Below are 13,190 nucleotides of genomic sequence, written 5' to 3'. Positions count from 1 at the left end.
AGGACACCGCGATGCCCGCGGCCAGCGCCTTCGAGCAGATCCTGGACTACACCAACCGCGCCGACCCGTACCCGCTGTACCGGCAGCTGCGCACCACACCGGTCGTGCGCGAGGCCGACGGCAGCTTCGTGGTCAGCCGGTATCGCGACATCGTCGACCTGCTGCACGACCCCCGAACCAGCTCGCGAGACGTCGTGACGCTCGAGGGTTTCATCTCCACCGACCCGCCCGAGCACGACCGGCTACGCGGGCTCATGAACCGGCACTACGGCCCGCCCGAAACACCCGCCCGGATCGACCGCATGGCCCCGGAGCTGCTCAGCATCGTCACGGAACTCATCGACCGTCTCACCGGCCGGACCGAGGCCGACCTCGTGGACGACTTCGCCTACCCGCTGCCGGTAACCGCGATCTGCCGCCTGCTCGGCGTTCCACTGGAGGACGAACCCCGGTTCCACGCTTGGGCAGACGCCATCGTCGAGGGCATCGGTCCGCAGGCCTCGGTGACGGACGAGGCCCGCCGCCGTGCCGGTGCCGCCTTCGCCGAGATGGGACGGTACTTCGACACCCTGCTCGATGCCCACCAGCAGATGCCCGGCGAGGACCTGCTCTCCGCCATCGTCACCGACGAGGGCACCCGGGAGGCGATGTCGCGGGCTCAACTGCTGACCAACGCCTCGCTGCTGCTCGTCGCCGGGCACGAGACCACGGTCAACCTCATCACCAACGGGATGCTGACCCTGCTGCGCAACCCGGAGATGCTGGAACGGATCCGCCAGGAACCGGAGTTCGTCGTTCTGGCCGTCGAGGAACTGCTGCGCTACGAACCGCCCGTGCACATGCTGATCCGCAAGGCCCTGGACGACATCGACCTCGACGGCACCACCATCCCGGCCGGCGCCACCATCCAACTCGTCCTCGCCTCCGGCAGCCGCGACCCCGACCACGTGCGCGATCCCGACCGCTTCGACCCGCAACGGCACAACCTGCGACGCATCGACTTCAGCCCGCAGGAGAGCCAGCACCTCGGCTTCGGCGGCGGCGTACACCACTGCTTCGGCGCCCCCCTCGCCCGGCTGGAGACCTAGATCGCCCTCACCGAACTGGCCCGGCGGCTCGAAAACCCGCGCCTGCGCGCCGACCCGCCGCCGTACCGGCCCAACCCCGTCCTGCGCGGCCCCCGGCACCTACCCATCCAATTCGACCGCATCCGGCCGGCAGCAGGATAGATCCCGGCCCGGGGATCCTCATCGCGCACGTCGGCGCTGTTGCGTTCGCCCATCGGAGGGCGTGTTTGGGGCAAGCGCGGTCGGTCTTCAGATGGCGGTGGCGAGCTCGGTGAACGCCGCAGCAACGCGAAGCCCGCGTCGGGCGTCGATGCCGAGCTCGTAGTGGCCGCGGCGCAGATTCTGCATGAACGCGTGCCCGGCGGTCATCGTCTGTGCTGTCCGGTCAGTCCGTAGCCCGCGCATCGGCGGACAGTCGCCGATGTCCTCGACGGACTCGGCCGCGCTGACGAGGTAGCAGACCTGCACCGCGACAGCTTGATGAGGTGACCAACGGTCAGCCGCACACGCTCATCGGCCATCAGATCCACTCGCCGTTGATCAGCTGGCGGCCGCCACTCATCGGTGCTGTGAAACCGGGCCGCTGTGTGGCTCGGCCTCCTGCACCGACGGCGAAGGTCGCCGCCATGCGGGACCTGGCCCACGCGACCGTCGGGTGCCGCGGCGAGGAGGTCGCCGATGTGCCGCTGCGGGAGTGCCTCGTTCCCGGCCCGGCCGCTATGTGAAGGTGAACAGGATCTTGCCGCGGCGTTCCGGTGCTGTCGCGTGCTCGATCGCTTCTCGGTATTCGTCCAGGCGGTAGGTCGCCTCGACCGGCACGGTCAGCTCGCCGTTGGCGACGATGTCGTTCAGCGCGCAGTAGGTCTGTTCGATCTCGGTACGCGGAGCGTGGCGCAACCAGTTGAGCAGCCAGAATCCGGTGTGGGTCACCTCGTTGAAGATGAGGTCGTGGGCTCGGACGGCCTGGGGCGCGTCGGTCACGAAGGCGTAGGTGACGATCACGCCCCGGAACCTGAGCGCGGCGGCGAGGTCGGCGACGACTGGCCCGGCCGTGGCATCCAGGGCCAGGCCAAGCTCCGCGCCGTCCAGCGCGCCGGCAATCTGCGCGGGCAGGTCCTCGCCGGCGACGATCACACGGTCGCCGCCGGCGTCACGCACGGTCCGGGCTGCGGCCTCGCGCCGCACGATGTTGAGTGTCTTGAGGCCCCGCCGCCGGGCGAGGGTATTGACACAGAGCCCGACGGCGGAGTTGGCGGCGTCCAGCCCGACCCAGTCCCCGTCGGCCAACTCGGTGAACCGGTGCAGCAACAGGTGCGCTGTGGCGGGATTGATCGCAAGCATGGCGAGCTGTAGCGGGTCACCGTCCTCGCGGATCGGCACGACGTTGCGGTAGGCGGTCACCACCTGGTCGGCCCAGGTGCCCTGCTCGTAGGTGGGCAGGATGACGACTCTCCGACCGACCAGCGACGAGCCCGGACCGCCGCCGGCGTCGATCACCCGCCCGACTCCCTCGCCGCCGAGCGGGCTGGGCAGCTGCGGCCGCAACCCGTAGCCTCCGCGGACGAGCAGGAAGTCGGACGGGTTGACCGGCGCGGCCTCCATGTCGACCAGGATGTCATCGGTGCCCAGCGCAGGAGTTGGTGCCCGCTCGAGCGACACCGACGTACGTGGATCGCCGTACGACGTGGCAAGCAGCTGCAACATCGAGATGTCCTGCCCCGCCGACGCACGACCAAACTCGACCTTGCTATGCGCGCTAACCCTCTCGCTGCCCAACCGTGACGCCCGAGCCGGATGCCTCGGCACAGATCCCAGCCAAACGGCACCATATACGACTGTCGATCGGTTCAGGTCGACGCCGCCGGTGGCGCGGGGTCCGATGAGGTGTGATCGAGGGTGCGGGCCACCTCGGCGAGCCGGTCCACCGCCGCGTCAAGGGCATCATCGGTGGCGGTGACGGCGAGGCGGAGGTGAGAGTTCCAGGAGTCGGTCGGAGTGAGAGTACGCCCGGCCGTGACGCCGACACGCACGCCGGCGGCGGCGTGCACGATCGGGTCGGCGTCGGTGAGGTGGGTGTGGACCCAGAGGAAAGGGCCGTTGTCGCCGCCCGCGTCGGACCAACTGGGAAGGTCCTGGTTCAGCCGGTGCCTCAGGTGACTTCGTTGGTGCGCGAGTTGTTGGCGGCGGTGCGCGGCGAGGGTGTCGATGTGTGGCAGGCAATGCAGGACGAGCGCCTGGTCGAGGGCGGGCGTGGCGAGGTCGAGCGCAGCCTTGCGAGCGCTGAGCCGGGCGATGGTCGGCGCCGGCGCGCGGAGCCAGCCGACTCGCAGCGCCGACCAGAGCACCTTGCTGAACGTACCGATCGTGATGATGTCGGCGTGGGGGTCGTGCGCGGCGAGAAAGGGCGGTGGCTCGTCGGCGAGGAAGCGCAGGGCTTCGTCGTCGACGAGAGTGGCTCCCCAGCGCCCGGCCAGCTCGACGATGCGTCTGCCGGTCGGTGCGTCGAGTTGCCGGCCGGTCGGGTTGTGCACGGCAGAGGTGACATGGACGAGATCGACACGTCGTTCGCTGGTGGCGAGTGCGGCGGCCCGCTCGAGGCGCTCGACGCCGAAGGGCAGGAGTCTGGCACGACGGTGCAGGTAGGCGTGCAGCGCACCGAAGTAGGTGGGATCCTCGACCATAACCCGGTCGTTGCGTTCGAGGTCGGAGGCAATGAGCGCCAGCGCCTGCTGGGAGCCGGTGGTGATCAACAACTGGGCCGGCCGGGTGTGAAGACCGCGACCGGTGAGATGGTCGGCGAGTGCGGATCGCAGTTCCGGCAAGCCCGCCGTGTCGTGACCGTTGCCAATCAGATCGAGCAGGATGTCGGTGCGGTGGGCGAGGGTCTCGGCCACGAGTGTGGGTGGGTCGAACCGGCAGACCGTGAGGTCGATGTAGTCGGTCGCCTGTCGTGGGTGGGTAGTACGGATGAACGGGTTGGCCGCCAGCGCCGCGATGGCTGGATCGTGCCGTGCGGTTCGTACGCCGGTCACGGTCGTGCCGCTGCCACGGACGCTGTGCAGTGCTCCGCGCTGACGGAGCAGGTCGTAGGCGCCGGCGACCGTAGTGCGGCTGATGCCGAGCCGCCGGGCGAGGGCCCGCTCGGATGGGAGTCGGTCGCCAGGGCGGAGCAGCCTGGCGTCGATGAGCGATGCCACGGCGAGCGCGAGGCATTGGTGGAGGGGGCCGCCGCGGCTCCGCCAGCCGGTGAGGAGGGGTACGAGGTCGGGCGCGCTCACCTGGACCACTTTGCCGCCGATTGGCCCTTGAGGCGACGGCCAATCGGCGGGACGGTGGCCTGCATGCGCGAAATCGTGACCAGCCCGCGGATCGCTCCTCCGGCCGGACCGTACTCACACGCCGTCATCGGCACAGGCGACCTCGTCTACATATCAGGACAGACAGGACAGGATCCATCGACCGGGAGGATTGTCGCCGGTGGTGTCGCAGCCGAGACCCGTCAGGTGTTCGCCAACCTGTTGCAGGTGCTGAACGCGGCCGGCCTGGACTTCGCTTCGGTGGTGAAGTGCAACGTGTTCCTCGTCGACATGGAGGACTTCGGGTCGATGAACACGGTCTTCGCCGAGGTGATGCCCGGCCCGTATCCGGCCCGCAGCACGGTCGCGGTCGCGGCGCTGCCGCTGGGCGCCCGGGTCGAGATCGAATGCGTCGCGACGCGATGAACACCTGGCAGGTGGACACCGTCGCCGCTCAGCGACGGCCCGTCGACGGTCTCGTGGGCGTCGACGTGGCACCGGTGATCCATCCGACCGCCGCGTTCGCCGCGCCGACCGCTGCCGCGTTCGCCGAGCTGGCGGTCCGGCCACGGGCTGATGACTTCTACACCCGCTACGGCAACCCCAACCACGCCGAGACCGCCGCCGTCATCGCTGCGCTCGAGGGCGGAGAGACCGCGCTGCTGTACGCCTCGGGCATGGCCGCGATCACCGCGACCATCGTCGCCTTCGGCGCCGGCTCGCGGGTCGTCGCCCAGCGCGAACTGTACGGGGGGACCGTCGGGTTCCTGGAGAAGATCGCTCCGCGACTCGGCATCGACGTCGACTTCGTCCACCACGCCGACCTGGCGGGATTCGACCAGGCACTGCGCACCCCGGCGGCACTGGTACTGCTCGAGACGCCGACGAACCCGCTGCTGCGGGTCACCGACGTCGCGGCGGTCTCGGCACTGGCCCAACGCGCCGGGGCGGTCGTGGCCGTCGACGCCACGCTCGCCTCCCCGATCAACCAGCAGCTGCTCCGCCTCGGCGCGGACATCGTCCTGCACAGCGCCACCAAGTACCTCGGCGGCCACGGCGACCTCACCGCCGGCGTCTCGGTCACCTCGAACGCGCTCGCCGAACGGCTCTGGAGCGATGCATACCTGTTCGGTGCAACGCTGTCCGCCCATGACGCGTGGATGCTGCAGCGCGGGCTGCGCACGCTGCCGATGCGGATCCGGCAGCACAACCGGTCGGCTGCCGCAGTCGCGGCCTACCTGACCGAGCATCCCGCGGTGGTCCGGGTGCACCACCCCAGCCTCGCCGGCCACCCACAGGCGGAGCTGATCGCCCGCCAGATGTCCGGCCCCGGCGGTGTGCTCAGCTTCGAGGTCCGCGGCGGGTTGGAGGCGGCCGAACTCGTGACCTCCCGCCTGCACCTCGCCGCCCGGGCCGCGAGCTTCGGCGGGCCGACCCCTGCGGTCGTCCTCCCGGCCTCGATGTGGTCCGGCATGGCCAGCGCGGCTATGCAGGACCTGGTGCCGGCCGGGCTGATCCGGCTCGCCGTCGGCCTGGAGGACCCGGCCGACCTGATAGCCGACCTGGACCAGGCACTCCCCGCCCAAGGACAGCCACAGTGAGCACAGCGTGAGACTTGTTCGCCACGGACCGCCGGGCGCCGAACGGCCCGGGATCCTCGACACCGCCGGGACGGTTCGAGACCTGTCCGCGCACATCGCCGACCTCGGCCCCGACGCGGTGCAGCCGCAGCAGCTCACCCGGCTCGCGCGGCTCGACGTCGACCAACTGCCGATTGTGGCAGCCGCGGCCCGCATCGGGCCGTGTGTCGCGCACGTCGGCAAGATCGTCGGCGTGGGCCTCAACTACCGTTCGCACGCAAACGAAGCACAGATGACCCTGCCCGACGAGCCCCTGCTGTTCCTGAAGCCGGCCTCGGCCATCACCGGCCCGAACGACCCGCTGCTCCTGCCACCGCTGAGCACGACCACCGACTACGAGGTCGAACTGGGCGTCGTCATCGGCCGTACGGCATATGGAGTCGGCATGTCGGAGGCGATGGACCACGTCGCCGGATACTGCATCGTCAACGACATCACCGAACGCTCCTGGCAGCTGCACCGCGGCGGCACCTGGGACAAAGGCAAGGCACACGACACCTTCGCACCCATCGGGCCCTGGCTCGTCACGACCGACGAGATCCCCGACCCGCACCGCCTCGCCATGCACCTCCGCATCGACAACGAGACCCGACAGCGAGCCAGCACGAACGACATGCACCACCGAATCGACCAGCTCATCGCCTACATCAGCCAATTCATGACCCTGCACCCCGGCGACATCATCACCACCGGTACGCCCGCCGGAACCGCACTCGGCTCCCGCAGCAAGCCCTACCTCAAACCCGGCCAGACCATGACCACCACCATCGAAGGACTCGGCACCCAACGCACCCCCATCACCGCCGCCGTCCGGCCCGTTCCAGTCGATGTGGCTGCCGGCAGCTGACCATGCACCAGCCCAACGGACGAGCCAGCGGTGCCGACGACGCAGAGATCGTACTTCCTCCGCTGCCTGCTCGCCTCCGGGTCGGCGTCGAACACCAGGTCCATCATCGGCCCGTGCCCGCCTGGGTGGTACACCGCGTCATTGTCCTCCAGGCGGGACCTTGGCCCTCGACAATCGCCTCCTCAATCAGGTCCGGCGGCGCCTCTGGCAGGGTGGCCGCTCAGTGTCGCGTTGCTCGAGCAGATCTCGGTGATCGCCGCGGCGATCCTGCGGCAGTCGCACGCCGTCATCACCACCGGCCGCCGCTGGGACCCGGTCATCGCCACTCACGGCTCCCAACGTCGCACGGGTGCTCGGTGCGGGCTGGCTGCTCGGCGGCACGATCGGCCTCGGCACCCTCGCCTACGCGCTGGCCATCGGCACCCTGGTGGGCTGGCTCATGCCACGCCTCGCCGCGGCCCCAGACGAAGCCCCAGTCACCGCCCCAGCCAAAGCCCCAATCGAAGCTCCAGTCACCGCCCCAGCCAAAGCCCCAATCACTGTCCAGAAGGGGCAGGCATGACCACGTTCGGGATCGACATCCCCGCGTCGACGACCGTGGACCCGGTCGCCGCCGCCCGCACCGCCGAGGATCCCGGCTACGACTTCGTCTCCACCTCCGACCACCCCAGCGGCACCGACCCGAGCAACGAGACCTGGACGATGCTCGCCTGGATGGCGTCGCGCACCTCGCGGATCGCCGTCATGCCGCGGGTGCTCGGCGTGCCGTACCGGCAGCCCGCGATGGTCGCCAAGATGGCCGAGACCCTCGACCGGCTCTCCGGCCGGCGGCCGGCTGGTCCTCGGCCTGGGCGGTGGCGTCCGACGAGGAGCTCCGCGCCTTCGGCATCGGCGTGCCGGCGCCGCGGGACAAGGTCGACGGGCTGGCCGAGGCCATCGAGATCATCCGGGGACTGTGGACGGAGGCTGCCCTGACGTGCACCGGGCGGATCCATCATGTGGTCGCCGCGCCGATGGAGCCGAAGCCGGCCCGGCGGAGCCCGGTCTGGCTCGGCACGTTCGGCCCGCGCGCGCTGGCCGTCACCGGGCGATTGGCCGACGGGTGGATGCCGTCGCTGAGCTACGCGCCGCTGGACCGCCTGCCCGGGATGCGTGACCGCGTCGCCACCGCCGCGGCGGCGGCCGGCCGCTCGATGGACGACATCACCTGCGCCCCCAACGTCGAGGTGCGCGTCGGAGACGTCAGGCCCGGCGTGATCTCCGGATCGCCGGACCAGGTCGCCGAGCGGCTGCGGGCGCTGACCGGGATGGGCTTCACCGTGCTCAACCTGAAGCCGTCCGGACCCGGTCGGGACGAACAGGTCGAGCGCCTCGCCCGCGAGGTCCTACCGGCCGTCTGGCCAGCACCGCTCCGGCCGTCGTGGTCGTCACGGCGCCGCCTCGCGATATCTTCGGTGACTGCCTCGTCGACGCTCCGGCCGGGTAGCCGGCGCGACCGGTCGCTTACCAGCGCCGCGGGACGTCCCGCGGCGCTGTTGTGTTGCGGCTCGTCGCGGATTTTGACGGTTCTGTTACGTCCGTGCGTCCGTGGCGTTCTTGACACGCTGGGCGCCCGTGGCCAAGATGTAAAAACCAAGCGCTTGTTAGGTTTATGGACATGGGGCCAAACGGCCGGCGGTGTTCGCCGCGATCACTCCTCCTGAGGCTGACGATTCGTATAATTCCGTGACAGGGGTACAAATGGGCGTTTCATTGACGAGCCGCATCGTCAGCTGTCTCGCGCTGGCGGCGCTCACCGTCGCCGGCTGCGGTAACAAGGCGGGGAACGACAAGCCGAGCAACGGCACCGCGTCCGGCGCTCCGATCATCATCGGTCTGGACGAGGACAGCACCGGCTCCGGCGCCTCCTACAGCACCATCGCCGGCAAGACGATCCGGCTGGCGATCCAGGACGTCAACGACAAGGGCGGCGTGCTGGGCCGCCCGCTGCAGCTGGTCGTCGAGAACGACGAGTCCGACCCGACCAAGGTGCCGGCCGTGCTGCAGAAGCTCGCCGGCCAGGGCGCCAAGGCACTGTTCCTGCAGAGCGGCAGCGCCGCCATCCTCCAGGCGAAGTCGACGCTCACGGCGCTCGGCCTGCCCGCCATCGCACCCACCGGTGTCACCGCCACACTGGTCGCACCGCCGGACAACGAGCTGATCTACATGCTCGCCAACACCACCACGGACTGGGCACAGGTGTACTGCGGCGCCTTCAAGGCCGCGAACATCACGAAGATCGGCGTCCTCACCGACGACACGACCACGATCGCCGCGCTCGACAAAGCGCTGCTGCCGGCGCTGTCCTGCGTGCAGATCGTGGCCACCGAGAAGGGCGCGGCCAACGCCTCCGACCTGTCAGCGCAGGTGGCCCGGCTCAAGAACGCCAACCCTGACGCGGTCCTGGTGACCAGCGTCGGCGGCGCGTTCGAGGTGCTCGCCCAGAACACCCTGGGCAGCCAGATGAAAGGCACGAAGCGCTTCTCGCTCGCGTCCATCGGCAACCAGCCCGCCTCCTGGAAGCTGGCCGCCCCGGGCGCCCTGGAGGGCCTCATCTTCATGGGCTCCATCAACACGGCAAACCCGCGCACCCAGGCGCTCGTGACCCTGCTGAAGGACAAGTACGGCAAGGACTACGACATCACCGCATACGACGCCCAGGCATGGGATTCGGTGCACGTGCTCAAGCTGGCGATCGAGAAGGCCGGCGGGGTCGACGACTCGAAGAAGCTCAACGAGGCGATCCAGAGCGTCAAGGGCTACCCGGCCACCTTCGGCCAGGCGAACTTCACGCTGTCGTTCGGCGCCGACAAGCACCTGGGCGCGGACGGGGCGTGCGGGCTGTCGCTCATCGAGTTCGGCGCGGACAACAAGCCCAAGGGCCCGTGGGCCACTTTCCAGCCGCCGTGCGCCAAGTAGTGAGGTAACAGTATGGGCCAGCTGCAGCTGTGGTTGTCCGCCCTCGAGATGGGGTGTTTCTTCGGCCTGCTCGCGCTGGCCTACTACCTGGTCCTGGTCGGCGCCGGGTTCTTCAACTTCGCGATCGGGCCGTACGCGATGGTCGGCGGGCTGTGCACGTCGTACCTGGTGCTCTACGAGGACATGAACGTGTGGGCCGCGGCGGCGGTGGCGATCACCGCCGCCGCGGCGCTCGCCGTCGTCACCGAACTGGTCGTGGTCAGGCCGGTGCAGCGCCGCTCCGGCGGCGGCGAACTGCCCGCCCTGGTCGCCGTCGCGGCGGTGCTGTTCGCGATCCAGCAGCTCGGCGGGTACCTGTTCGGCTACACCACGTTGCCGGGGCAGAACCTCCTCACGTTCGACCCGGTGACGGTCGGCGACACGGTCGTGCAGCCGAGCGCCCTGGTGCTGCTCGCCTTCACCGTCGTCGCGTTCGCGGGTCTCGCGGTGTGGATCCGCAGCACCCGTACCGGCCGGCTGCTACGCGCGGTCGGTGACAGCACCCACGCCGCCGGACTCCTCGGCCTCCCCGTCAACCGGGTGCGGCTCATCGCGTTCCTGCTGTCGGGTCTGCTCGCCGGGATCACCGGGCTGCTGTTCGCACCGAAGGCGGGCGTCAGCTCACTGTCGGGGCTCAGCTGGGCGCTGTCGGGCTTCCTCGCGATGGTGGTCGGCGGCACCGGCTCGGTCTGGGCGCCGCTCGTCGGCGGGCTGCTGCTCGGCGCCGTCGAGGTCTTCGTCCCCTACTACTTCGGCGGCCAGTCCCACGTGTACGGGCTGCTGATCGTCGCCCTGTTGTTCTTCGCCCTCAAACCGAGCGGCCTGTTCGTGCGGAGGGTACGAGCATGAAGCGCTTCCCCGGCTCCTTCGGCCTGCTGGGCGGCGTCGTGGGCGCGGTGCTGATCCTGCTCTGGGTCGGCGCGGACGGCTACAAGCAGACGCTGGTCACCACGACCGCCACCTACGCGCTGATCGCACTCGGCATGTACGTGCCGTACCTGATGGCGGGATCACTGTCGATGGCCTACGGCGCGTACGCCGGCATCGGCGGCTACGCGGTCGGCCTGATCTCGACGAAGAGCGGCCTGCCGCTCATCCTCGCCTGGGTCGCCGGGCCGATCGTCGCGGCGGCCGTCGCCGTGCTGCTCGGGCTCGCCACCCGGCGGCTGTCCGGCTTCTTCCTCGCCGCGGTGACGCTGCTGTTCGGGATGGCGTTCACCGCCTGGCTGGTGGACGCCGAAGGTATCTCCGGCGGCTCGGGGGGCCTCGGCAGCCTCCGCAAGCTCGACATCCTCGGCTGGCAGCCCAGCCACTACCAGGTCGTCGTCGGCTGCACCGTCGTCGTGTGCGTCATCGCGTTCCTGCTCGACCGGCTGCGGATGTCGCCGTGGGGTGTGATCGTGCGGACCATGCGCGACGCGCCCCGCGCGGTGGAGGCGGCCGGGGTGCGGGTGCCGGTGATGAACCTCGTGTCCCTGGCCATCGGCGCCGCGATCGCGGCCGTCGGCGGCGGCCTGTTCACCTATTCGGCCGGCAGCGTCACCCCGGACACGTTCACCCTCAACCTGGTGTTCCTGGCCATCTTCATGCCGCTCATCGGCGGCGCGGCCACCCCCTGGGGCGCCGTCCTCGGCGCCGTCATCGCCGTCGAGCTCACCCTGAACTTCCCCGCCGTGGAGACCAGCGGCACGCTGATCCTCGCGCTCGGGGTCCTCGTCATCCTGCTCGTCGCGCCGCAGGGCGTCATCGGATACGCGAGCAGGCTCACCAAGCTTGTGGGGGGACGCCGTGGCTGAGACGCTCCTCGTCGGATCCGGCCTGACCAAACGCTACGGCGGGGTCACCGCCCTGCAGGACGTGTCGTTCTCGCTCACCGCCGGTGAGGTCCTCGGCCTCGTCGGGCCCAACGGGGCCGGCAAGACGACCCTGGTCGACCTCATCTCCGGCGCGCAGCCGGCCACCGAGGGATTGTTGACGCTGCGCGGGCTGCGCCTGGCCGGTCCCGCGTCCCGGCGCGCCAAGGCCGGGCTGGCCCGCACCTTCCAGTATCCGCAGCTCGCCCTCGAGCTCACCGTCGCGGAGAACCTGCTGCTCGGCCGGGCCGCCCGGCGGCACGGCACCGTCTGGCAGATGATCGCCGGGTCGTTCAGCGGGGCGTTCCGCCCGTACCCGCCAGCCGACCTCGCCGCCGTCGCCGCGATCGCCGAGGAGCTCGGCATCGACCGGCTCGACCGGCCCGCCGGCGACCTGTCCCTCGGCGAGCAGCGCCTCGTCGAGGTCGGCCGCGCGCTCGGCCAGGACCCCCTGGTGCTGCTGCTCGACGAGCCGTTCGCTGGCTCGGACGCGGCCGGCGTCACCGGCATCTCCGAGGTGGTGCGCACCGTGCAGCGGCGCGGCCACGCGGTGATCCTCGTCGACCACAACGTCGACCTCGTCGCGGGCCTCGTCGACCGGATCATGCTGCTGGACCGCGGCCAGTCGGTGTTCGACGGCTCGCCCCGGGAATGCCTCGACAGCCCGCAGATGCAGCAGGTGTACTTCGGGGTCGCCGACCCCGCCCAGGCCGCTGCCCCAGATGACGCCGAGGAGGTTCCGCATGTCGTCTCATGAGCTGCGCCTCGAAGGGCTGACCGTCCGTTACGGGCATGCCAGCGCGGTCGCCGGTGTGGACATCGTCGCGCCCGGCGGCGTGATCACCGCCCTGGTCGGGCCGAACGGCGCCGGCAAGAGCAGCGCACTGCTCGCCGCGTACGGCTCGGTCGCGGCGACCGGCCGGGTGTTCCTGGACGGTGAGGACGTCAGCCGGCTCAAACCGGCTGCCCGGGCCCGCGCCGGGATCGCCGTGGTGCCGCAGGGCCGCCAGCTGTTTCCGAAGCTCAACGTCGCGGACAACCTGCAGGTCATGGCGGAGCTGCTGCGCCTGCCGCGCAGTGCGGTGCAGACCGCGATCGACCGCTTCCCCATCCTTCGGACCCGGATGAAGAGCCTCGTCGGCGTGCTGTCCGGCGGTGAGCAGCAGATGCTCGTCGTGTCCCGGGCGCTGATGGGCTCGCCGCGGGTGCTGCTGCTCGACGAGATGATGACCGGGCTCGCCCCGCTCGTCGTGCAGGAGCTGCTGCGCACCGTCACCCAGCTCGCCGGCGAAGGCGTCGCGGTGCTCATGGCGGAGCCCGCCCTCGGCGCGGTCCGCGGCGCCGTCGACCGCGGCTACGTGCTGGTCCGTGGTGAGGTGGTCGCGACCCGCGAGGACGGCGGCACGGCCCTCGACGGCGAGTACCGCACCCGGATGGGTGTGCTGAAGACCGCCGCGCACTGACCCAGCCGCATCGGGCCCGTACGACGT

General features: G+C 70.3%; 13 protein-coding genes and 2 pseudogenes. 11 read left to right on the top strand and 4 right to left on the bottom strand.

The window, feature by feature from the left end; genetic code table 11:
• The first annotated feature begins 11 nt into the window (after nucleotides 1–11).
• Complete coding sequence (locus ACFY3L_RS43930) at nucleotides 12–1,088, top strand: cytochrome P450 (protein WP_389338994.1); 1,077 nt, start codon at nucleotides 12–14, stop codon at nucleotides 1,086–1,088.
• A 228-nt stretch (nucleotides 1,089–1,316) separates the two neighbouring features.
• Here ACFY3L_RS43930 and ACFY3L_RS43925 read toward each other — a convergent pair whose 3' ends face one another.
• The 4 genes and pseudogenes from ACFY3L_RS43925 to ACFY3L_RS43910 form a co-directional block, all read right to left on the bottom strand.
• Entirely contained in the window at nucleotides 1,317–1,535 is a 219-nt protein-coding gene (locus tag ACFY3L_RS43925; RefSeq protein WP_389338992.1) for a hypothetical protein, read from the bottom strand.
• Between the two features lie 249 nt (nucleotides 1,536–1,784).
• Nucleotides 1,785–2,843: a zinc-dependent alcohol dehydrogenase family protein gene (locus ACFY3L_RS43920; protein ID WP_389338990.1), complete on the bottom strand. Its 1,059-nt coding sequence runs from the start codon at nucleotides 2,841–2,843 to the stop codon at nucleotides 1,785–1,787.
• Between the two features lie 71 nt (nucleotides 2,844–2,914).
• Nucleotides 2,915–3,961, bottom strand: coding sequence for a PLP-dependent aminotransferase family protein (locus ACFY3L_RS43915; RefSeq protein ID WP_389339155.1), 1,047 nt, complete (start codon nucleotides 3,959–3,961; stop codon nucleotides 2,915–2,917).
• Between the two features lie 195 nt (nucleotides 3,962–4,156).
• Nucleotides 4,157–4,264: pseudogene (locus ACFY3L_RS43910) on the bottom strand (GntR family transcriptional regulator); the annotation flags it as partial.
• 144 nt (nucleotides 4,265–4,408) lie between these two features.
• On the opposite strand from ACFY3L_RS43910, the gene ACFY3L_RS43905 reads away from it, so the two are divergent.
• From ACFY3L_RS43905 to ACFY3L_RS43860, 10 genes and pseudogenes are all read left to right on the top strand, one after another.
• Nucleotides 4,409–4,789, top strand: a complete 381-nt coding sequence (locus tag ACFY3L_RS43905) for a RidA family protein (protein ID WP_389338988.1) — start codon at nucleotides 4,409–4,411, stop codon at nucleotides 4,787–4,789.
• Complete coding sequence (locus ACFY3L_RS43900) at nucleotides 4,771–5,964, top strand: trans-sulfuration enzyme family protein (RefSeq protein WP_389338986.1); 1,194 nt, start codon at nucleotides 4,771–4,773, stop codon at nucleotides 5,962–5,964. Before ACFY3L_RS43905 ends, ACFY3L_RS43900 begins: the two co-directional genes overlap by 19 nt.
• Before the next feature lie 7 nt (nucleotides 5,965–5,971).
• Nucleotides 5,972–6,850 carry a fumarylacetoacetate hydrolase family protein gene (locus tag ACFY3L_RS43895; RefSeq protein WP_389338984.1) on the top strand — a complete coding sequence of 293 codons (879 nt, stop codon included), beginning with the start codon at nucleotides 5,972–5,974 and terminating at the stop codon, nucleotides 6,848–6,850.
• 558 nt (nucleotides 6,851–7,408) lie between these two features.
• Nucleotides 7,409–7,615, top strand: a pseudogene (locus ACFY3L_RS43890) (LLM class flavin-dependent oxidoreductase); the annotation flags it as partial.
• Between the two features lie 89 nt (nucleotides 7,616–7,704).
• Entirely contained in the window at nucleotides 7,705–8,553 is an 849-nt protein-coding gene (locus tag ACFY3L_RS43885) for an LLM class flavin-dependent oxidoreductase (protein WP_389338982.1), read from the top strand.
• A gap of 37 nt (nucleotides 8,554–8,590) precedes the next feature.
• Nucleotides 8,591–9,808 (top strand): ABC transporter substrate-binding protein, encoded by a 1,218-nt coding sequence (locus tag ACFY3L_RS43880; RefSeq protein WP_389338980.1) that lies wholly within the window; start codon nucleotides 8,591–8,593, stop codon nucleotides 9,806–9,808.
• A 12-nt stretch (nucleotides 9,809–9,820) separates the two neighbouring features.
• Nucleotides 9,821–10,696 carry a branched-chain amino acid ABC transporter permease gene (locus ACFY3L_RS43875; protein ID WP_344499667.1) on the top strand — a complete coding sequence of 292 codons (876 nt, stop codon included), beginning with the start codon at nucleotides 9,821–9,823 and terminating at the stop codon, nucleotides 10,694–10,696.
• Nucleotides 10,693–11,643, top strand: coding sequence for a branched-chain amino acid ABC transporter permease (locus ACFY3L_RS43870; RefSeq protein ID WP_360558836.1), 951 nt, complete (start codon nucleotides 10,693–10,695; stop codon nucleotides 11,641–11,643). The genes ACFY3L_RS43875 and ACFY3L_RS43870 overlap by 4 nt, the downstream gene beginning before the upstream one ends.
• Nucleotides 11,636–12,457, top strand: coding sequence for an ABC transporter ATP-binding protein (locus ACFY3L_RS43865; RefSeq protein ID WP_389338978.1), 822 nt, complete (start codon nucleotides 11,636–11,638; stop codon nucleotides 12,455–12,457). Before ACFY3L_RS43870 ends, ACFY3L_RS43865 begins: the two co-directional genes overlap by 8 nt.
• The gene (locus ACFY3L_RS43860; RefSeq protein ID WP_389338976.1) at nucleotides 12,444–13,163 is read left to right on the top strand and encodes an ABC transporter ATP-binding protein; all 720 of its coding nucleotides are present in this window, start codon (nucleotides 12,444–12,446) and stop codon (nucleotides 13,161–13,163) included. The genes ACFY3L_RS43865 and ACFY3L_RS43860 overlap by 14 nt, the downstream gene beginning before the upstream one ends.
• Nucleotides 13,164–13,190: the final 27 nt, after the last annotated feature.

The sequence above is a fragment of the Dactylosporangium sp. NPDC000521 genome (assembly GCF_042898305.1).
Lineage (GTDB): Bacteria > Actinomycetota > Actinomycetes > Mycobacteriales > Micromonosporaceae > Dactylosporangium.
Note: the sequence above shows the minus strand (reverse complement) of the source record. Positions and strands in the feature narration are given on the sequence as shown.

What these genes read in the sequence shown, in the direction of transcription:
- ACFY3L_RS43875 (WP_344499667.1), top strand. Translation starts at nt 9,821, where the DNA reads ATGGGCCAGCTGCAGCTGTGGTTGTCCGCCCTCGAGATGGGGTGTTTC.
- ACFY3L_RS43870 (WP_360558836.1), top strand. Translation starts at nt 10,693, where the DNA reads ATGAAGCGCTTCCCCGGCTCCTTCGGCCTGCTGGGCGGCGTCGTGGGC.
- ACFY3L_RS43880 (WP_389338980.1), top strand. Translation starts at nt 8,591, where the DNA reads ATGGGCGTTTCATTGACGAGCCGCATCGTCAGCTGTCTCGCGCTGGCG.
- ACFY3L_RS43930 (WP_389338994.1), top strand. Translation starts at nt 12, where the DNA reads ATGCCCGCGGCCAGCGCCTTCGAGCAGATCCTGGACTACACCAACCGC.
- ACFY3L_RS43900 (WP_389338986.1), top strand. Translation starts at nt 4,771, where the DNA reads ATGCGTCGCGACGCGATGAACACCTGGCAGGTGGACACCGTCGCCGCT.
- ACFY3L_RS43905 (WP_389338988.1), top strand. Translation starts at nt 4,409, where the DNA reads ATGCGCGAAATCGTGACCAGCCCGCGGATCGCTCCTCCGGCCGGACCG.
- ACFY3L_RS43860 (WP_389338976.1), top strand. Translation starts at nt 12,444, where the DNA reads ATGTCGTCTCATGAGCTGCGCCTCGAAGGGCTGACCGTCCGTTACGGG.